The 19897-nt window shown below is 55.7% G+C and carries 21 protein-coding genes and 1 riboswitch; of the genes, 1 reads left to right on the forward strand and 20 read right to left on the reverse strand.

The window, feature by feature from the left end; all coding sequences use genetic code 11:
* Positions 1 to 98: 98 nt before the first annotated feature.
* The 19 genes from atpG to prfA all read right to left on the reverse strand — a co-directional run bounded on the left by atpG (position 99) and on the right by prfA (position 17720).
* On the reverse strand, positions 99 to 980 hold the full coding sequence (gene atpG / locus PSTEL_RS24265; protein ID WP_038699346.1) for an ATP synthase F1 subunit gamma: 882 nt from the start codon (positions 978 to 980) through the stop codon (positions 99 to 101).
* 242 nt (positions 981 to 1222) lie between these two features.
* Entirely contained in the window at positions 1223 to 2734 is a 1512-nt protein-coding gene (atpA, locus tag PSTEL_RS24270) for a F0F1 ATP synthase subunit alpha (protein WP_038699348.1), read from the reverse strand.
* 12 nt (positions 2735 to 2746) lie between these two features.
* Positions 2747 to 3298: a F0F1 ATP synthase subunit delta gene (locus tag PSTEL_RS24275; RefSeq protein ID WP_038699350.1), complete on the reverse strand. Its 552-nt coding sequence runs from the start codon at positions 3296 to 3298 to the stop codon at positions 2747 to 2749.
* Complete coding sequence (atpF, locus tag PSTEL_RS24280) at positions 3295 to 3783, reverse strand: F0F1 ATP synthase subunit B (protein WP_038699352.1); 489 nt, start codon at positions 3781 to 3783, stop codon at positions 3295 to 3297. The genes PSTEL_RS24275 and atpF overlap by 4 nt, the downstream gene beginning before the upstream one ends.
* 110 nt (positions 3784 to 3893) lie before the next feature.
* On the reverse strand, positions 3894 to 4124 hold the full coding sequence (atpE, locus tag PSTEL_RS24285; RefSeq protein ID WP_038699353.1) for a F0F1 ATP synthase subunit C: 231 nt from the start codon (positions 4122 to 4124) through the stop codon (positions 3894 to 3896).
* Between the two features lie 75 nt (positions 4125 to 4199).
* Positions 4200 to 5021 (reverse strand): F0F1 ATP synthase subunit A, encoded by an 822-nt coding sequence (atpB, locus tag PSTEL_RS24290; RefSeq protein ID WP_038699355.1) that lies wholly within the window; start codon positions 5019 to 5021, stop codon positions 4200 to 4202.
* 29 nt (positions 5022 to 5050) lie between these two features.
* A complete protein-coding gene (locus tag PSTEL_RS24295) occupies positions 5051 to 5428 on the reverse strand; it encodes an ATP synthase subunit I (RefSeq protein WP_038699357.1) in 378 nt (125 codons plus the stop codon).
* A complete protein-coding gene (locus tag PSTEL_RS24300; RefSeq protein WP_235775592.1) occupies positions 5421 to 5615 on the reverse strand; it encodes an AtpZ/AtpI family protein in 195 nt (64 codons plus the stop codon). Before PSTEL_RS24300 ends, PSTEL_RS24295 begins: the two co-directional genes overlap by 8 nt.
* A 227-nt stretch (positions 5616 to 5842) precedes the next feature.
* On the reverse strand, positions 5843 to 7024 hold the full coding sequence (gene wecB / locus PSTEL_RS24305) for a non-hydrolyzing UDP-N-acetylglucosamine 2-epimerase (RefSeq protein ID WP_038699361.1): 1182 nt from the start codon (positions 7022 to 7024) through the stop codon (positions 5843 to 5845).
* A 40-nt stretch (positions 7025 to 7064) separates the two neighbouring features.
* Positions 7065 to 7694, reverse strand: coding sequence for a uracil phosphoribosyltransferase (gene upp, locus PSTEL_RS24310; RefSeq protein ID WP_038699363.1), 630 nt, complete (start codon positions 7692 to 7694; stop codon positions 7065 to 7067).
* A gap of 450 nt (positions 7695 to 8144) precedes the next feature.
* Positions 8145 to 9392, reverse strand: a complete 1248-nt coding sequence (locus tag PSTEL_RS24315; protein ID WP_038699365.1) for a serine hydroxymethyltransferase — start codon at positions 9390 to 9392, stop codon at positions 8145 to 8147.
* Positions 9393 to 9424: 32 nt separating this feature from the next.
* Positions 9425 to 10018 carry a TIGR01440 family protein gene (locus PSTEL_RS24320; protein ID WP_038699367.1) on the reverse strand — a complete coding sequence of 198 codons (594 nt, stop codon included), beginning with the start codon at positions 10016 to 10018 and terminating at the stop codon, positions 9425 to 9427.
* Between the two features lie 148 nt (positions 10019 to 10166).
* Positions 10167 to 10248: riboswitch (ZMP/ZTP riboswitch) on the reverse strand.
* 238 nt (positions 10249 to 10486) lie between these two features.
* A complete protein-coding gene (locus PSTEL_RS24325) occupies positions 10487 to 11074 on the reverse strand; it encodes a low molecular weight protein arginine phosphatase (RefSeq protein ID WP_038699369.1) in 588 nt (195 codons plus the stop codon).
* A 41-nt stretch (positions 11075 to 11115) separates the two neighbouring features.
* On the reverse strand, positions 11116 to 11691 hold the full coding sequence (locus PSTEL_RS24330) for a manganese efflux pump MntP (RefSeq protein ID WP_038699370.1): 576 nt from the start codon (positions 11689 to 11691) through the stop codon (positions 11116 to 11118).
* Positions 11692 to 11963: 272 nt separating this feature from the next.
* A complete protein-coding gene (locus PSTEL_RS24335; RefSeq protein ID WP_038699371.1) occupies positions 11964 to 13097 on the reverse strand; it encodes an L-threonylcarbamoyladenylate synthase in 1134 nt (377 codons plus the stop codon).
* 120 nt (positions 13098 to 13217) lie between these two features.
* Complete coding sequence (gene spoIIR / locus PSTEL_RS24340) at positions 13218 to 14009, reverse strand: stage II sporulation protein R (RefSeq protein ID WP_084065304.1); 792 nt, start codon at positions 14007 to 14009, stop codon at positions 13218 to 13220.
* 174 nt (positions 14010 to 14183) lie between these two features.
* Positions 14184 to 15368 carry an FtsW/RodA/SpoVE family cell cycle protein gene (locus PSTEL_RS24345; RefSeq protein WP_038699373.1) on the reverse strand — a complete coding sequence of 395 codons (1185 nt, stop codon included), beginning with the start codon at positions 15366 to 15368 and terminating at the stop codon, positions 14184 to 14186.
* A gap of 119 nt (positions 15369 to 15487) precedes the next feature.
* A complete protein-coding gene (locus PSTEL_RS24350) occupies positions 15488 to 16648 on the reverse strand; it encodes a N5-glutamine methyltransferase family protein (RefSeq protein ID WP_245625022.1) in 1161 nt (386 codons plus the stop codon).
* A gap of 4 nt (positions 16649 to 16652) precedes the next feature.
* A complete protein-coding gene (gene prfA / locus PSTEL_RS24355; RefSeq protein ID WP_038699374.1) occupies positions 16653 to 17720 on the reverse strand; it encodes a peptide chain release factor 1 in 1068 nt (355 codons plus the stop codon).
* A 105-nt stretch (positions 17721 to 17825) separates the two neighbouring features.
* Here prfA and PSTEL_RS27785 point away from each other — a divergent pair, with 105 nt between their 5' ends.
* Positions 17826 to 18134 (forward strand): hypothetical protein, encoded by a 309-nt coding sequence (locus tag PSTEL_RS27785; RefSeq protein ID WP_156995955.1) that lies wholly within the window; start codon positions 17826 to 17828, stop codon positions 18132 to 18134.
* 103 nt (positions 18135 to 18237) lie between these two features.
* On the opposite strand, the gene ychF is transcribed toward PSTEL_RS27785, so the two are convergent.
* On the reverse strand, positions 18238 to 19338 hold the full coding sequence (ychF, locus tag PSTEL_RS24360) for a redox-regulated ATPase YchF (protein ID WP_038699375.1): 1101 nt from the start codon (positions 19336 to 19338) through the stop codon (positions 18238 to 18240).
* Positions 19339 to 19897 lie beyond the last annotated feature (559 nt).

The following is a 19897-nucleotide window of genomic DNA, read 5'->3' on the forward strand; positions in this document are numbered from 1 at the left end:
TCAATAAAAGAAACGGTTTCGTCTTCCTCTGAAAGAGGAGGGCTTCCGTCTGTGGAAAAAGTCATAACCCTTAAGCGGCAACGCCTTGCCGGTCTGTCTTAAGACTGCGCGTTCGCACCGGCAACGATTTCGGTTATTTCCTGGGTAATCGCTGCTTGGCGGGCACGGTTGTAGGTCAACGTCAGATTGCCGATCATCTTCGATGCATTCTTGGTCGCGCTGCCCATCGCGGTCATCTTCGCGCCAAGCTCACTCGCCTTGCCGTCCAGAATTGCGCTGTAGATCAGCGTCTCTGCATATTTCGGAAGCAGCACTTCCAGCACGCCTTCAGGCGAAGGCTCATATTCATAGCCTGCCTTCAGCTCGTGCGTCTGGCTGTCTTTCGCCGCCTCGCCTACGCTGTCCATAGGAAGCAGACGTTCCACTGTCGGAACTTGGCTGATCGGATTTACGAACACATTATAGCAGATGTAGATTTCGTCGAATTGCCCCTGCTCGAATTGGCCAACCGCCGAATAGGCGATCGACTTGATGTCGGCGAAGGAAGGCGTATCGGAAAGCTCGGTGACTTCCTCGACGATCGGATAGTTCCGGCGTTTGAGATGGTCGCGGCCCTTGCGTCCGATGACGAAAATCCCGTACTCATCAGCCGATTTATGGCGTTCCTGGATCAGAGTCGTCACTTTCCGCAAAATGTTGGCGTTGTAACCCCCTGCGAGACCGCGGTCCGAAGTGACTACAATATAGCCGGTCTTTTTAACAGGACGGCTCACCAGCATCGGATGCTTGACACCGTTCGTTCCAGCCGCGATATTCGACACGACTTCTTTCAGCTTCTGCGAATAGGGGCGGGCTGCTTCCGCTTTCTCCTGCGCTTTTCTCAGCTTGGAGGCGGCGACCATTTCCATCGCTTTGGTGATTTGTCTCGTATTCTGGACGCTTTTGATTTGACGCTTGATATCACGCATGCTTCTTGCCATGATTTTCACCACCTATAAGCTTTGGCGAAGCCAAAGCTGACTTCGTAAGCGTAATCTGTGCCTTTGGCGAAGCCAAATGGCATCGTAAGCATAATCTGTACTTTGGCGGGCCAAAGCTGACTTCGTAAGCATATGTTTGTAGCTTTTGGGCTGAGGCCGAAACGGTCGGCCTCGCCACACCACCGGACAGACGGTCAGTCGGCCCGGCTTCCAGCTTTTATGTCATTCGCACCAGACTTGAATCAGCTGGTGGCGAAGCTCTTTTTGAACTGTTCGATCGCGGCCTTGAGGGCATTCTCGTTATCAGCAGTCAGGTCCTTCGTTTCCGTAATGGAAGCGGCCACTTGCGGCACATTGCTGTCCATGTAGGAGAGGAATTCTCTTTCGAAGCGTTTAACGTCCTTAACCGGAATATCATCCAGGAAACCCTTAACTGCCGTGTACAAGCTGATAACCTGATGTTCGACGGACAGAGGCTGGTTGACACCCTGCTTCAGGATTTCCATCATCCGCGCGCCGCGGTTCAGACGGGCTTGGGTGGATTTATCCAGATCGGAACCGAACTGGGCAAAAGCCTGCAGCTCGCGGTACTGGGCAAGGTCCAGACGGAGCGAACCGGCAACCTTCTTCATGGCCTTGATCTGCGCGGAGCCGCCTACGCGGGATACGGAGATACCGACGTTGATAGCCGGACGCTGACCGGAGTAGAAGAGATCGGATTCCAGGAAGATCTGGCCGTCCGTGATGGAAATTACATTGGTCGGGATGTATGCCGATACGTCGGAAGCCTGGGTTTCGATGAACGGCAGAGCCGTCAGCGAACCGCCGCCGAGTGCGTCGCTCAGCTTGGCTGCGCGTTCCAGAAGGCGGGAATGCAGATAGAAGACGTCGCCTGGGAATGCTTCACGGCCCGGAGGACGGCGGAGCAGCAGGGACAGTTCGCGGTAAGCCGCAGCTTGCTTGGACAAGTCATCGTAGATAACGAGAACGTGCTCGCCCTTGTACATGAAGTACTCGCCCATTGCGCAGCCCGCATACGGAGCGATATAGAGCAACGGCGACGGCTCGGAAGCCGAAGCGGTAACGACGATCGTGTAATCAAGCGCGCCGTGGCGGCGCAGCGTTTCGACAACCTGTGCTACTGTGGATTGTTTTTGTCCGATGGCAACGTAGATACATTTCATGCCGTTGCCCTTTTGGTTGATGATCGCGTCGATCGCGATCGCGGTTTTACCGGTTTGACGGTCACCGATAATCAGCTCGCGCTGTCCGCGGCCGATCGGAACCATCGAGTCGATGGCTTTCAGACCAGTCTGCATTGGCTCATGTACCGACTTACGATCGATAACGCCAGGAGCGTTGTTCTCGACCGGACGGAATTCCGTCGTTTCAATCGGACCTTTGCCGTCCAGCGGCTGACCAAGCGGGTTCACGACGCGTCCCAGAAGAGCTTCGCCTACAGGAACCTGCATGATGCGTCCCGTACGCTTCACCTGGTCGCCTTCACGGATTTCAGTGTACTCGCCGAGGATTACAACACCGACGTTGCTTTCTTCCAAATTGAGCGCCATGCCTACGACTCCGTTGGAGAACTCCAGCAGCTCGCCGGCCATTGCATTTTCCAGACCGTATACACGGGCGATCCCGTCGCCGACTTGAATAACGGTTCCGATTTCGGCTACTTCTATATCGGATTTATACTGCTCGATCTGACTTTTAATCAAAGTGCTGATTTCTTCAGGTCTGATGCTCAAGTACGCTCACCCCTATCTTCTGTGCTTATCGTTAAAGGATTTTTCCAGACGTTCCAGCTTGCCGGAGAGGCTGCCGTCATACAGCGTGTCGCCGATAACAACCTTAAGCCCCCCGAGCAGGCTCTTGTCGATAACATTCGTTGCACGGATCTTGCGGCCGGACAAGGCGCCGAACTCTTCGGCAACAGCGTTAAGCTCCCGTTCGTCCAGTTCAAATGTGGAGTACACGGTAGCGTCGGCGAGGCCAAGGCTCTCGCCTTCGATCTTGATATAGCTGTCCAGAAGTTCGGCCAGGATGCTCATTCTGCCGCGCTCCACCAGGAGCTCAAGCGTATTGATCACAACACTCGACAGTTTGCCTTCCAGCGCCTTCTTGAGCACGGCCAGCTTGTCTTCCCCGGAGATTTTCGGGGTGCTGATGAACCGGCCGAGGTCGGAATCGGATGCCAGCGCGGATACGAGAGCCTTCAGCTCCTCTTCCACTTCCAGCGTCTTGTTCTCCTCCAAGGCTACCTCGAACAAAGCCTTCGCGTATCTCTTGGCAACTACCGCATCCTGACTCATGATCTGCCCCCAACCTCTTTGAGGTATTGATCAACGAGTTCCTCCTGCGCGGCGTCCGAGCTGACTTCCTTCTCAAGCAGCTTGGATGCGATTTTGACGGAAGCCGAACCGAGCTCGCTGCGCAGCGCCTCGACGGCTTTGTTCTTCTCGTTCTGAATATCGCGTACAGCTTCTTCCTTGATGCGGGCCGCTTCCGACTTGGCCTGCTCGAGGAGCTGTTCGGTTTGCTTCGTACTCGTCTGTCTGGATTGCTCGATGATGTCGTAAGCTTCCTTGCGCGCATCCTGGAGCGCCTGCTTCTGCTCTTCTACATAAGCGACCGCCTGCTCCCGAGTCTGCGAAGCTTCGTTAATCTGCTGCAGGACAAGCTCGCGGCGTTTCTCCATGACGGAGAACAAAGGTCCGAAAGCATACTTGTTGAGCAGGAAATACAAGATCAGGAAAGCGATCAGCGCCAGGACGAGAGATGTGAATGAAAAATGCACGTGGGTCACTCCTTTCCGGTAACTTCATTATCCACCCAGTGGACAGATCTTGAGCCAAAAAGAAAGCGCGGAGGGCCGTGGCCTTCCCCGCCATGTCTTTGGAATTTGGATTATGCTCCAGCGTTTGCGTAGAAAATGAAGGCAAGAACGACACCGATAATCGGCAGGGCTTCGACCAGACCTACACCGATAAACATTGTTGTCTGCAGCGTGGACTTAGCTTCAGGCTGACGGGCGATACCTTCTACCGTTTTACTTACGATCAGACCGTTACCGATACCGGCGCCAAGAGCGCCCAAACCTACCGCGATTGCAGCCGCGATGTATGCCATAACTCCCATTTGATAAATCCTCCTTAGAGATGTGTAATGTTGGTGTTTATTTCAAGACGGACGCCGAAGCGTTTCCGTCCGGAATTAGTGCTCTTCATGCGTATCAATCGCTTGCGAAATGTACACGAACGTCAGAATGGTGAAGACGAACGCCTGGATCGAACCGACAAATATACTGAAGCCCTGCCAGATCATCAATAGCGGTACTGAAGCAACTGCTCCAACAATACTGCTTGACCCCAGCGTAATAAGGACTGATATCAGTACCTCGCCGGCAAAGATATTGCCGAATAGACGCATGCCGTGCGTCAGCAGCTTAGAGAACTGCTCGATCAGATTGATGGGCAAGAAGAAGGCGAAAGGCTGTAGGTAATGCTTGAAATAGCCCTTCGTGTTGCGCGTTATGCCCAAGAAATGAACGAGTACGAAGATCATTCCCGCCAATCCCATGGATACGGACGCGTCAGCCGTCGGTGATTTCCACCAGGCGACTCCGACTTCAACCTCTTCTCCAGGGTTAGCCACTTGTTCATCATGAATCTTCTCGGTTACGGACACGATTTCATGGCCAAAAATATGGGCCTTGCTGGCATCCGTATACTCGGTCACGATCCCGAAGGGAAGTCCGAGCATATTGCCGACAAAAATAAACATGATGAGCGTCATTCCCAGTGAAAGAAATGGCTTGCCCTTTTTCAAATCCATAGTGCTTGAAATCAGGCCTTGAACGAATTCGACGACCCATTCCATAAAGTTCTGCATTTTGCCCGGATTCTCAACAGACAGATTGCGCGTTGCCAGACGGGCGATAACAAATACGATAGTGCAGGTTACAACTAGCATCAAGATGATGGACAGGTCGAATCTAAGCCCGCCCAGTTCAATGATCGGTGATTCATGTATCATGTTTCTCACCCCTTTCTCAGCAGCAAGGTTCAATCCTCATTTAACACCATAATAAATCCTACGATAAAGAGCATGAACTGTCCCGCCACCAGACTCGCACAAACGGCGAGTTCATTGAAATAGTGAGGGTATTCCAGTGCAAGCACAATCGCGAGAATGGAGGTAGCTACTCTGACGCCGAATCCGAGGGTCGCCCCTTTCTTGCTTCCTCCGGCGGCGGCGTTTGTAATTTTCCGAACCTTGTAAGCCATGTACAACACATTGAGACAACTAACAGAAGCACCGAGAACGATCCCGTGAAAGACCGTGCGCCTATGGGGCATGATCTCCGCAATAATGAAGCAGACGGCAATGATCCCCATGATTGTCATAAACATTAACTTGTTCAGCTTGGAAGTGTCATTCATTGTTGTCCCTCATCACCTTTTTGATTATGGAAACAATGCTCAACGCTCCCGACAACATGCCGAAGAGAACGCCTGCGCCAATCCAGAGTCCGGGATTGCCCCACTTGTCTCCAAGCCAGTTCCCAAGGTAATAGCCGCCCAGCGTACAGCCGGCAAGATCGACACCAATCGCTGTCACAAGTCCCATTGCCTGTAGAGATCTTCCCGTGTTTCGGTCTCCATTATTAGGTTGTTCCGGCTGTTTCATAGTATCCCACCCTTGGAATTCCAATTCATTTTACTGAATGTTACAAGAGTTTGTCAACGTAGCCAAAACCGGGTCAAACACAGTTGTAACTATGAAAATAATCACAGCAAAACGTTACAAATCCAGATAAACCGGACAGTTTTACTGTACGCTTTTTGAAAACCTTTTTACAGATTGGCTTCTGACACTTTTTTAGTATCTGTGAACATTCTGTGAAATTGCTCCGGACGCTCTTGATTAACTCCGAAGTGATGCAGAATCGCATCGACAATTCGTCCCGATGCTCGGCCATCTCCGTACGGGTTGGCGGCCCGGCTCATTGACTGATAGAGGTCCTGATCAGTCAACAACGCATGTGTCCGTTGATACACCTTCTCCTCGTCCGTACCAACCAGTTCCAACGTTCCGGCCTCGATGCCTTCCGGGCGCTCCGTGGTATCGCGCAGCACGAGAACAGGAACTCCGAATGAGGGAGCTTCTTCCTGCAAACCGCCGGAATCAGTCAAAATCAGGTGAGTATGCGGATAGAAATTATGCAAGTCCACGACATCCAGCGGATCGATCAGCTTGATTCGGGGATGATTGCCCAATATCTCGTATGCCGGTTCCTTCACGGCCGGACTCGGATGTACGGGATAACAGATGGCCACATCTTCGAACTCATCAGCAATGCGTTTCACGGCACGGAAAATATGACGGTGCGGTTCGCCTTGGGATTCCCTGCGGTGCGCCGTCATCAAAATTAGCCTTTTTCCTTGTGCCCAATCCAGTACAGGATGCCGGTAGCCCGGCTGTACGGTATATTGAAACACATCGGTCACGGTATTGCCTGTGATATAAACACTTGATTCTTTTTTGTTTTCATGTCTCAAATTGCCTGCTGACCAGTCGGTCGGAGCAAAGTGCAGATCGGCCAGAACACCGGTCAATTGACGGTTCATCTCCTCCGGATACGGGGACAGCTTGTTCCATGTCCGGAGTCCGGCTTCAACATGTCCAACCTGGATTTGCTGCAGGAAGGAAGCGTAGCTGGCGAGGAAGGTGGTCAGCGTATCACCGTGAACCAGAACCAGGTCAGGCTTCGCCTCTCGCAGAACCGGTTCCAGTCCTTCGAGCACGCGGATACTGATTTCATTCAGTGTCTGGCGGTTCTTCATGACATCCAGATCATAGTCCGGCACAATCTTGAACACTTCGAGCACCTGGTCCAATAGTTCGCGGTGCTGCGCCGTTACGCATACAATCGACTCGATATGCTCGGAATGCTTCTGAAGCTCAAGAACAAGCGGCGCCATCTTGATCGCCTCGGGTCTTACCCCGAATATCGTCATTACCTTAATCTTTGACATATCCCCTGTCCTTTCTTCTGCGTTGCCTTCTGTCTTCGAATTATTTGGTTCCGTACAGCCGGTCGCCGGCATCACCAAGCCCCGGTACGATATATCCGTGGTCATTGAGGTGCGAGTCAAGCGCCGCAACGTAAATATCGACATCGGGGTGAGCCTCCTGAACGGCGGCGACGCCCTCCGGAGCGGCGATCAGATTCATCATTTTAATCTGGGTACAGCCCCGGTTCTTCAGGGACGTGATGGCTGCGATAGCGGAGCCTCCGGTAGCCAGCATCGGATCAATGACAATCAGTTCACGCTCCTGCACATCCGTAGGCAGCTTGATATAGTACTCTACGGGCTGCAGGGTCTCCGGGTCGCGGAACAGGCCGACATGACCAACCTTCGCCGCAGGCAGCAGCTTCAGGACGCCTTCCAGCATGCCGAGTCCCGCCCGAAGAATCGGAATGAGCCCCAGCATTCTGCCGGAAATGACCTTGCTCTCCGTTTCGGCAACCGGGGTCTGAACGGTAATCGTCTCCAAAGGGATATCCCGCGTAATCTCGTACGCCATCAAAGTAGCCACTTCGTCTACATGCTCTCGAAATTCCTTCGTATTGGTCCGCTCATCGCGTATGAAAGTCAATTTGTGCTGGATCAAAGGATGATCGCATATTACCAGTTTTCCCATTCATTGTCCCTCCGAGTTGTAAGTCTTGTCCAGACCGCAGACGAATCTCTTCCTTCACGGCTAAATCCTGTCTATTATATCATCACCGTGAGCGCTTTTCACTAAGAACAAACGTGCAGAAATGGAGGCGAGACCAGTCCCGAAGTCCCGGACGTACTGGACTTTGCTCCGGATTATGAGGGGTTCCTTCCATTCCCGGAAGTTCATTCATGTTTTGTCTTCCCCGTTTTCATTTATTGCATACTTTTCACAATATTTTCACGCCTTTTCTTGAAAAATGCATGAACATTCGATACCTTTTCATACGCTTTCCAGCGTGACAGGTACCTCTTTTTTGTGAACATTCTGTTACATCCGATTCTGTGCATAAACATGCTAAAAAGGCCCCCATATGACCGAAAGCGGACATATGGGGGCCTTACAGCGAACAGCCGCTCGCCGCGATTCTTCTTAGTACTGAAGCTCCGGATAAATCGGAAAGCGTTCCGTCAGGGAAGCGACCCGAACGGCAGCGTCTTTCAGCGACGCTTCATCCTTCGGATTCTTCAGAACCAAAGCGATGATGCTGCCGATTTCGGTCATAGCTTGCTCGTCCATGCCGCGGGAAGTTACAGCAGGTGTACCGATACGGATACCGCTCGTGACGAACGGGCTCGTCGGATCAAACGGAATGGCATTCTTGTTGACGGTAATACCGATGGAGTCGAGTACCTTCTCGGCGTCTTTGCCCGTAATGTTCAGGTTGCGCGTATCCACGAGCATCATATGGTTGTCGGTGCCGCCCGACACAATGTTGATGCCTTCGCCGGACAGCGTCTCGGCCAGCACCTTGGCGTTCTTCACTACATTTTCCGCATATGTCTTGAAGGATGGTTGCAGCGCTTCACCGAATGAGACAGCCTTGGCTGCGATGACATGCATCAGCGGTCCGCCCTGGGAGCCCGGGAATACAGCCTTGTCGATGGCTGCGGCCCATGGCTGCTTGCACATGATCATGCCGCCGCGCGGTCCGCGAAGCGTCTTATGGGTTGTCGTCGTTACAAAATGCGCATGCGGCACAGGGCTCGGATGAGCGCCTGCGGCAACGAGGCCGGCGATATGCGCCATATCCACCATGAAAAGCGCGCCGATATCATTTGCTATGGAAGCCAGCGCTTCGAAGTCGATCGTACGCGGATAAGCGCTCGCTCCCGCAACAATCAGTCTCGGACGATGCTTGAAGGCAGCCTTGCGCACTTCGTCATAGTCAATCAGGAAGGTATCTTCTTGTACGCCGTAAGCGACGAAATTGTACAGGAGGCCGGAAGCGTTAACCGGGCTGCCGTGCGTCAGATGGCCGCCGTGGGCCAGGTTCATGCCGAGCACAGTATCGCCAGGATTGAGGGCGGCCAGATACACGGCCATATTCGCCTGCGCTCCGGAATGCGGCTGCACATTGACGTGGTCTGCTCCGAACAGCTGCTTCGCACGGTCACGGGCAAGATTCTCAACGATGTCAACATCCTCACAGCCGCCGTAGTAGCGCTTGCCAGGATAGCCTTCGGCATATTTATTCGTGAGGACGGAGCCCATAGCTTCCATAACGGCTTCACTGACGATATTCTCCGAAGCGATCAGCTCGATATTCGCCTTCTGGCGTTTCAGTTCCAGTCCCATTGCCTTTAGCACTTCAGGGTCGCTCTTGCGCAGTTGTTCCATTTTACTTGATTCCTCCCTAATTATAGTAGAAATTAATCACATAACCGAGAACCGCTTGTCTCCTTCTTCGCATAGACCGCCCGCTCGCCGCCGATCAGCGGCGGCCGGGTATAAGCCGCATTGACTCGGGCCTCTCCGATGTAGCGCAGCGAAGGACGGAATGGCACCGCCACACGGCGGAGGTGCATGCCAATCAGTGTTTCTCCGATGTCGATTCCGGCATGGGCTTGTACACTTTCGGCCAACACCGGATCGTCCATCGAGTTATAGGCCGCGGCCCCCAGCGAGCCTCCTGCTCCGGGAATCGGCACCGCTGACACCTCGCTTAGGCCATAACGTTCGAGCACCGCGCGCTCCATGACAATCGCCCGGTTGAGATGCTCGCAGCACTGATAGACGGGGGTGAATCCAAACTCTTCAGCCGCCTTCCGGACACCGGCCAGCAGCTGTTCGGCCACCTCCAGCGCGCCGCTCGTTCCGATGCGTGCACCCGCTACTTCGCTGGTGCTGCCTCCAATAACGAGCACTTTTCCCTGCCCGACCTTTCCTGCCTCAGCCAGCTCCTTAAGCACGAGGAAAGTCTGATCGGCAAGGGATTGCTCCGCGCCTGTTCCGTTATCTTTCACCGTGGTACCTCCTTAAAGTCCAGAATGCCAAAACCGGCAAGCCAAACGCGACACCCACCGTCAACAGAGAATCCGGAAGACGCATCCTTCAATAAAAAAGCGCCTTATTCAAACAAAAAAGAGCAGTCCGCAGGCAGCTGCGGATTTGCTCTTTCGCCCAGGCGACCGGCCGTTTATCCAGGTGCTCCATCGTGGTTGATCCACATTTGTCGCCAGTTACACCCGGACCGTTAGTTTTGTCTATATCTTAAATCATCATTAGGCGAAAATCAACCGTTTGGGGGTAAATACCTGACATTAAGGATAAATGCCTAGAGCATCTTCCAGACGCTGGGCGTTACCGAAAAATCGGAAATCCCTGTTGAACGCGCAGCTGGTCATGCTCAAATTATTTCCGAGCGAAACCCTGCCATACTACTGCAACTGCCTGCTTCCGGCTATACCTCCGGCGGGAACATCCCGCTTTTATTATTGTAAGCGAAGAGCTTCCAGCTTATCCAGCAGTCTGTGCAGCGAAGAGCGAATTTCGGCAGCGGCGTATTCATAGTCCTCCCGGCTTCCGCCGAAGGGGTCCATGATATCCGTGCTCGGAATGCGCTGGCGGATTTCGATAATCCGCTCCAGATCAGCCGCCTTAGGCTCTTGCCCCAGCGAGGCCGCAAGCTCCGTACCGGCATAGAGGCTGTCCAGCTCTTCCAGATCGCGCCGCACCGCGTCTTCATCCTGAACATACTCTTTAAGAGTATGGGTCTTCGTAACGGCAGAAGGATAATAGTGCAGTACATGCCGCTTGTGGCTCTGGGTGAGCGTCAGCACCAGATCCGCCCAGTTCAGCAGATCGGCCGACAGCTGGGAGGATGTAATGTTGTCCGTGATGCCTTCATCCCGCAGTATGCCCGCCGCGTGTCTGGACATCGACGTCCCGGCGATTGCGGACACCCCGGCGGACCGCACCTCCAGTTTGACTCCCCGCTCGGCCGCCAGCTTGCGCAGAAGTCCCTCGGCCATCGGACTGCGGCAGGTATTGCCTGTGCAGATGAACAAAATATGAAGCATGCAGATCACCTCCATGGGATTTATCGTTTGCCGCTATTGTATCAGAAGATGAACAGCAAGCCAAACCCCAGCAGAATGGCTCCGCCAATCGCCTCCCCATATTCACCCATCCCCCGGCCGACGCGTCTGCCGAGCAGCAGTCCGGAGATCGACATCATGCCGCCGCAGGCTCCAAAAGCCAGCACCGTCAGCAGCACATGGCTCACAAAGACGCCGAGCGACACGCCGACCGAGAACGAATCGATGCTGACGCTCAACGAAATCAGCAGCATACCCCATAGCGTGCGGTGATCAAAGCCTCTCATCTCCGTATTATCAGCCGTGCGGAAAGAGTTGATGACCATATGCACGCCCAGCGCGACGAGCAGCCCGCCTGCAGCGACTCCGGACACTCTTCCCAGCAGATGACCCACATAACTTCCGGTAACCAGACCAAGCAGAGGCATCAGGACATGAAAAAAAGCGACCATAAGACTCATCTGCAGCACATGCAAAAGGCGGATGCCCTTCATTCCGATTCCGACACCCAGCGAAAAAGCATCCAGCCCTAGCGCAAAGGCCATGATGGCAATCGTAAGAATCTGGCCTGCACCGGTCTGTACCTCCGCCACGCCCATGATGAACCCTCCCATGCTTCCCGTTATCTGTACAAGACACGATATGCGGGGGGGCGGACAATCATTCCAGGGTTTGGACAAAACAGAGGCGCGGCCCGGCGGATGTCGCATGGAAACGGCAAGTGGGGATTCACCTTCATCCCGATCAAAAAATGAGGTGGCGTGTGGCAGCCGGCGGCGGCTGATGCGTCCAGTCCGCGTCAATGAGCCGTCCGGCAGCGGCCGACGCGATCAGTCCGTGTCAATGAGCCGACTGGCGACGGCCTCAACGATCAGTCCGCGTCAATAACCCGACCGGCAGCGGCCTTCATCAGCCGGTTCATAATGGCGGAGCCGAGGCCGGTATCGGGGCAAGCCTCGGACAAAATATAGCCGGCCCCGGCCTCATCAAATTCCCGGAGAGCAGCGTACAGGGAATGCGCGGCCTGCTCTGGCGAGGCCAAGGGCCCCAGCGAGACGACGCAGGAAGCCGCGCCGTCCGGGTACAGGGACCGATGCTCCTCAAAGAGCATCAGTCCCGTGACTTCGCCGCGCGCCCGGGCTTCCGCGAGCAGCGCGGCCGCCCTCTTCGCCGCGCGCTCCGGCGAAGAACCCGTCACGACGCTAAGCGTGCCCCGCGGCGCGTAGTGCGCGTATTTCATGCCCGGCGCACGCGGCGCCGGGCCATTGCCCCCCGCCTCCGCCTGATCCGGAGGCGTGAAGTCGGCCGCCGCGTCGGCGCCAGTGACCGGCGCTCCCCCGGCCGCGGCCGACAGCTGCTGCGCCGTGACGCCGCCCGGCCGCAGCACGGTAATCCTCCCGCCTTGCTGCACCTGCACGACGGTCGATTCCAGACCGACGCCGGAAGCGCCGCCGTCGATCACGCCGCCGATCCGCCCCGCGAGATCGTCCAGCACATGGGCGGCCAGCGTCGGGCTCGGCCGGCCGGAGCGGTTGGCGCTGGGCGCAGCGACGGGGCAGCCGGCGGCCTTCAGCAGCGCCAGCGCCACGGGATGGTCGGGCATCCGGATGCCGACCGTATCAAGACCCGCCGTCACGCGGGGCGACACGGCGCCAGGACGAACGGGCAGCACAATGGTCAAGGGTCCCGGCCAATAGGCGTCCATCAGTGCCCGCGCTTCTTCCGGCACCTCCGCAACCAGTTCGGCCAGCAGCGCCCGGTCCGCGATGTGAACGATCAGGGGATTATCGGACGGCCTGCCCTTCGCCTCGAAAATCGCCTCGACCGCCTCCGTAAGGCGGGCGTCAGCTCCCAGCCCATACACCGTCTCTGTCGGGAAGGCGACAGTCCGCCCTTCCCTCAGCATCTCCGCAGCCTCCTCCAGCGCCGCGAGATCGGCAGCGTTCGCGCGCCACTGCTCCGCCTCATCGTCGGCGGAGTTCAGCTTCCACACCTTTGTCTCCATCTTGTCATGCCTCCGGTCACTTCATTTCGAATCTCGATTCAACAGCAGGCGGCCCCACCTTGTGGAGCCGCCCTGTCCAATATGAAAATAGTACCATACCCTAACGCAAAACCATAGATTTTAAGCGAACAGCGACCGGAACCATCCCAGGACGCTCTTCAGGAAATCCCAGACGAAGAAGCGAACCTTTGGCTGGGCGGAAGCTTCGCTTCCGCTTTGTCCCGAGCCGTTCGAGTCGTTTGTGACGGCGCTCCCGCTGTTTTGCGTACCTGCCGCCGAGTCCGAACCTTTGCTATCGGCGCCATTTTCACCTTTGCCCGATTTCGCTGAAGTCTGGACCACCTTCGATTCACCCGCCGGTTTGGCCGCCGCGTCACCCGATCCGGCATCTATGAAGCAGAGCGGCGGGAACAGCACGCACCACCAATTCTGTCCCTCCCCGGCACCCAGCGTAATCCGCAGCGCCTCATAATCGCCCGCCGGGTAGACGGTTCCGCCATACAGCTTGGTCGGAAATGGAACGACGCCCAGCTCCACTTTATACCCGTAAGCAAGCCCCCGCTTGTCGAGTTCTTGTCCCACCAGCTTCTCAAGCTCCGGCAGATGCTCCCGGATGACCGCTCTGGCCTGATCCAGGCTTTGCGGATTTTCCAGCTTCGCCACCCAGCCGTTCATCTCCTCTACCACCCGGTCCCGGATCTGGCGCTTCACCAGCTGGTCCCCGGCGCTGTCCGAGTTGGCCAGAATGCGCAGGCGTATCGACTGCTCGGGAATTGGCCCGCCCCCTACGGCGGCGTCGGTCTTTTGACTTTCCCAAGACATCATAATCATCATTAAAATACTAATCATAATAGCAGTATGCTTAACCAGTCTCCGCAGAGCATCTGCGGACTGCCGTTCATCGTGCTTCATTTCCCTCTCCCCCTCCGCGTCCTTCTGATTCCCAGTATGTCCGGGAAAGGGATTCTCCAAACCTATGAATCTATCGGATTATCAAAAAAAAGAAGCCGCAGTCTCCTCAAGGAAGTCCGCGGCTTCTCCAAATACACCCGAATTATCACCCGGTGCCGAAGATCCAAGCCCAGCTTAACGCTGACTCGCCGGCTTGCCGGTATAAGTAGCCGACGGGAGGTCCTCCTCGACTTCCTGGCCGTGCAGCTTGACGCTCATCGCGATGCCGATGCTGGCCATGTTGATCAGCAGCGACGTTCCGCCATAGCTGATAAAAGGAAGGGTAATCCCGGTCAGCGGCATCAGCCCGATAAAGGCTCCGATATTTTCAAAAATCTGATACAGCAGCATCGCCACAATACCGACGATAATGAACGGCCCGCCCCTGTCCTTGCATTCAATGGCAATCAGAATCATCCGGTGAATCAGAATGAAGTATAGCAGCAGCAGGATGGCGGAACCCATAAATCCGAATTCCTCCGCAATCTGCACGAAGATTGAGTCCGCATACGTGTAAGGAACAAGATTGTTCTGAACCGTGCTGCCCTTCAAATACCCCTCACCGCTCATGCCGCCCGAGGCGATTCCGAGCTTGGCGTTCCGCGTCTGATAGCTTGCATCGGAGGAGGCCAGGTCCGGAACAAGCCATGGATCGAACCGGCTGATCAGGTGATCGCGTCCCGGCAGCTTCTGCAGAAGCTCAACCGCTTTGTCATGATAATTAATATAGCTATAAATACCGGCGAACGTGACCCCTCCGACGAGAACGACCGTGATCAGAGCGTGGCTGAACTTGATATTGCCGATCCACAGCAGCCCCGCCAATATAATGACATAGCTGAGCGCGTTGCCGAGGTCATTCTGTGAAATGACGATAGCGAACGGCAGCAGCGTCAGCAGCCCGAGCGGAATGACATCCCGCCAGAACTTAAGCTTCTGCTTGTTCTTTCGGACGAGCAATGACGCCAGAAATAGAATCAGCATCAGTTTGAACATTTCCGCAGGCTGCAGGCTGAAGCCTCCGAATTTGATCCAGCCCTTAGCTCCGTTCTGCGTTGCGCCGACGAAGCTGACCAGCACCAGCACCCCGATGCCGGCTATATAAATATAGGTGGCATATTTAATCAGCAGACGGTAGTCTACCAGCAATAGTCCAAAGAAAGCGATGAACCCTAAAATATAAAACTTGAGCATCTTGAGATGAAACCCATCCGTCGATCTGCCATGCGTCACACTGTAAATAGCGAGCATGCAGATCGCCATCAGCATCAGAAGAACAATTACAATGACGCCGTCAACCTTTTTTAACTTCTGGAGCAATGCCCTGCCTCCCTATTATTGTACTAGCTTTCAATCGGCGGCTGTTATCATCCTAACCGCTGTCTTTATTGTAAGAGATAGGGCGGAAAAATACCAATCCAGAATCAGGCGGCGTCCATTTACCGGGCGATGCCCAGCACATGGCGCGGAATGCCCGCCAGATCGGGGACGGTGACGATCTCATCCCAGTGTCCGGCCTCTCTCAGCAGCCCGGCTACCGCTTCCGCCTGTCCGAGCCCGAGCTCGAAGCCGACGAGCCGGGGCGGCGCCGCGAGCAGCGCAAGCTGCTCCATCATGCGGCGGTACGGATCGAGCCCGTCCTCGCCGCCGTCCAGCGCGGTGAGCGGCTCATGCTCGCGCACCTCCCGCTGGAGCCCGGCGATATCGCCGCCGGGTATATAGGGCGGGTTGGAGACGAGAATATCCGTCTCCAAGCCCTTGAACGGCTCGAGCAGGTCGCCGAGCCGCAGCTCTACGGCCGCGCCGAGACGCTCCGCGTTGCGGCCGGCCACAGCCAGTGCCGCCGGCGAGATGTCGCCGGCCAGCACCCGCCACGCCGGCGCTTCCGCGGCCAGCGTGACGGAAATGGCGCCGCTGCCCGCGCCGATGTCTACCGCGGTCAAGCGGCGGGAGGCCCCGGCCTCCTCAGGCCGGGAGACCGGCATGTCGCTGGAGCCGGTTCTGATCTGTACGGGCGGGACTACCGCCCCGGACAGCGTGGCATCGCCTGCGACGGCCTGGCCCGACCCTGAACTAGCTTGCGTCGGGTCGCCCTCGGTATCCAGTTCCGCTCCGCCTTCACTTCCGGGTACGCCGTCTCTTCCGCCGCCTGCCGCCCCGGAGGAAGCCCCTTCGCCTTCGCTCCGGCTGTCCCCGGGATCTCCGGCATCGATCCCCGGCTTCCCGTCCGGCCACAGCTCGGCGGCGTACTTCAGCACCGCCTCCACCAGCAGCTCGGTCTCCGGCCGGGGGATCAGCACATCCGGCGTCACCTCGAAGCTTCGGCCGTAGAATTCCTGCTCCCCGGTAATATACTGCACCGGCTCGCCCGAAGCGCGGCGGCTGACGGCATGCTCCCATGCTTCCCGCTTATTCTGCGGGAACGGGTCGGCCAGCGCCATATAATAGGCCGCGCCGGACAAGCCCAGCACATGCTCCAGCAGAAGCTGGGCGCTGCGCTGTGGCTCGCTGACTCCGGCCTCGCCCAAAAAAGAAGAAGCCTTCGCAAAGGCTTCCCGGATGCTTTGCACCGGCGGCATGAAATATGCGCTCATTTCCAAAGCATTATTCTCCTTTTTCCAGCAGCTCGGCCTGTTCCGCGATGGAGAGCGCCGAAATAATCTCTTCGATTTCACCGTTCATGACGGAGTCGAGGCGGTGCAGCGTCAGACCGATCCGATGGTCTGTTACCCGGCTCTGCGGGAAATTGTACGTCCGGATGCGTTCGCTGCGGTCGCCGGTGCCGACCTTGCTCTTGCGCTCTCCGGCGTATTTGGCTTCCTCTTCCTGGCGCATCATGTCGGAGATGCGGGCGCGCAGCACTTGCAGCGCCTTCTCCTTGTTCGAGTTCTGCGACTTGCCGTCCTGGCAGGTCGCCACAATGCCGGTCGGAATATGCGTCACGCGCACGGCGGATTTCGTCGTGTTGACGGACTGTCCGCCCGCACCGCTGGAGCAGAACGTATCGACACGGATATCCTTGTCGAGAATTTCGATGTCGACTTCCTCAGCTTCCGGCATAACCGCCACCGTCGAAGTCGAAGTGTGGATGCGGCCGCCGGATTCCGTCGTCGGAATGCGCTGTACGCGGTGTGCGCCGCTTTCGTATTTCATTTTGCTGTAAGCGCCCCGGCCGTTGATCATGAAGATAACTTCCTTGAAGCCGCCCAGGTCGTTCGTATTGGCGTCCATCAGTTCAATGCGCCAGCCCTGCGTATCCGCATAGCGGGTGTACATCCGGTACAGATCGGACGCGAACAGAGCCGCTTCGTCGCCGCCGGCGGCGCCGCGGATTTCCACGATCACGTTCTTGTCATCATTCGGATCCTTGGGCAGCAGCAGAATGCGGATCTTCTCCTCCAGCTCGATCTGACGGCGTGACAGGTCGTCGATTTCCATCTTGACCATCTCACGCATTTCGTCGTCCAGCTTCTCGCCCTGCATCAGCTTGGCGGCATCCAGTTCTTCCATGACATTCTTATATTCGGTATAAGCCTCAAAAGCGGGCTGCAAGTCGGATTGTTCTTTGGAATAGTCCCTCAGTTTCTTACTATCGCTTGCAACATCCGGATCGCAAAGCAGTTCACTGAGTTTCTCATAGCGGTCCGCCAGAGATTGCAATCGGTCCAACAAGGGAGTTCACCTCTTTAGATCATTTTTAAAAGATAATACAGATTCACGACTTTATATTATATCACGAACCGGCCGATTTGGCTACATGCAGGTCGCCTGTAAGGAATGGATGAGGAGATCGTCGTGCTAGCACACGTTTCAGAGCCGTTCCTCCGCAGTTCGCGTTATGCCGGGGTCAAAAGCACCCTCGTTCTTCGCCGACTCGCACCTTTTTTATCATCGCCATATCGCATTGCCAAATCGCCGATTGCTCCCGACATCACCGCACAGCCGAAGATATGCAAGAACACCGCAGATACTCAAGAGTGCCACACCGCTACCGCCATATCGCCGCCTGCCAGTACCGAACTGCCGCAGATACGCAAAAAGCCACCCCGCAGCTTCTCTTACTCTGCGAAGTGGCCCGGCGTTTAAGCCCGGAGACGGGTGACATTATAACTCATGCATGAATGATATTTCTGAACGGGACGTTAACCAGCATAAGCATCCTTGCCAACCGAAGCTCCGGGACAAAAAATTACACGTTGAAGCGGAAATGCATAATGTCGCCGTCCTGTACGACGTAGTCCTTGCCTTCCAGACGCAGCTGGCCGCGTTCCTTGGCGCCGTTCATCGAACCGGCTGAGATCAGATCATCGTAAGCGACGACCTCGGCACGGATGAAGCCGCGCTCGAAATCGGAGTGGATGACACCCGCGGCTCCGGGAGCCTTCGTTCCTTTGCGGATCGTCCAGGCGCGAACTTCCTGCACACCCGCCGTGAAATACGTGTACAGCCCCAGCAGCTTGTAAGCTGCTTTGATCAGACGGTTCAGGCCGGATTCCTGCAGACCGAGCTCTTCCAGGAACATGGCTTTGTCTTCGCCTTCCAGCTCGGCAATTTCCGCTTCCACCTTGGCGCTGATCGGCACTACTTCCGCATTCTCAGCGGCGGCGAATTCACGGACCTGCTTCACATAAGGATTCTCCTCGGCAGTCGATACTTCATCCTCGCCTACATTGGCAGCGTACAGTACCGGCTTCATCGTCAAAAGATGCAGGTCGCGAACGATCACCTTCTCTTCATCAGACAGCTCTACGCTGCGGGCCGGCATATCCTCATAAAGAGCATCCTTGATGCGTTCCAGCACTTCGACTTCCTGGGTGTACTGCTTGTTGCCGCCCTTCATGTTTTTACGGGAACGGTCGATCCGCTTCTCCACGCTCTCCACGTCCGCCAGAATCAGCTCCAGGTTGATCGTCTGGATGTCGCTGATCGGGTTGACCTTGCCGTCCACATGCGTGACATTCTCGTCTTCAAAACACCGCACGACATGAACAATCGCGTCCACCTCGCGGATATGCGCCAGGAATTTGTTGCCGAGACCTTCGCCCTTGCTCGCGCCGCGCACCAGTCCCGCGATGTCCACGAATTCAAACGCCGTCGGCACCGTTTTGTTCGGTACAACCAGCTCCGTCAGCTTATCGAGACGCTCGTCCGGAACCTCAACCACGCCGACATTGGGGTCGATCGTGCAGAAAGGATAGTTCGCGGACTCCGCGCCCGCCTGCGTAATTGCGTTAAACAGCGTCGATTTGCCCACGTTAGGCAGACCCACGATACCCGCTTTCAAAGCCATTTATATGACAACTCCCATTTTTCATTAATTGACCAATTTAGCCCTGCGATCTAACCCATTATATATTAGAACAAAAAGTCCGGCAACAACGCCCTTAACCGCTCCCACAGCACAATCAAACCGCAGCGTCTCCGCCTGATAGAGCAGATTCCGCCGCAATGCACGCACTCCCGCGTTCGCTGCATTTTATCCGCTGCCCGACAGTTCACCTACAGTAACCTGACATCCCATCATCTGCAACACGACATTTCATCCACTGCATCCTGGCATTCCGTCATCTGCAACATTACATTTCATCCATTGCATCCCAACATATCAGCATCTACATCCCGACATTTTCCTTGCAAGCCGCAGCATCGTATTTCATCCACTGCATTCTGGCTGTTTGTCGTCATATTTCCCAGACCGCATATCAAAGCTGGTATCCCTGATCAGCTGTCTGCTAGAGCTCCACCTGTTGCATCAACGAACCAAATGTCCAATCTGTAAGGACAAATTCATGAAAAATGTCTTTCAAATAGTGGACACTTCTCCTCAGACGAGACATAGCTCCCACTTT

This window comes from Paenibacillus stellifer (genome assembly GCF_000758685.1).
Taxonomy (GTDB): Bacteria; Bacillota; Bacilli; order Paenibacillales; family Paenibacillaceae; genus Paenibacillus_AQ; species Paenibacillus_AQ stellifer.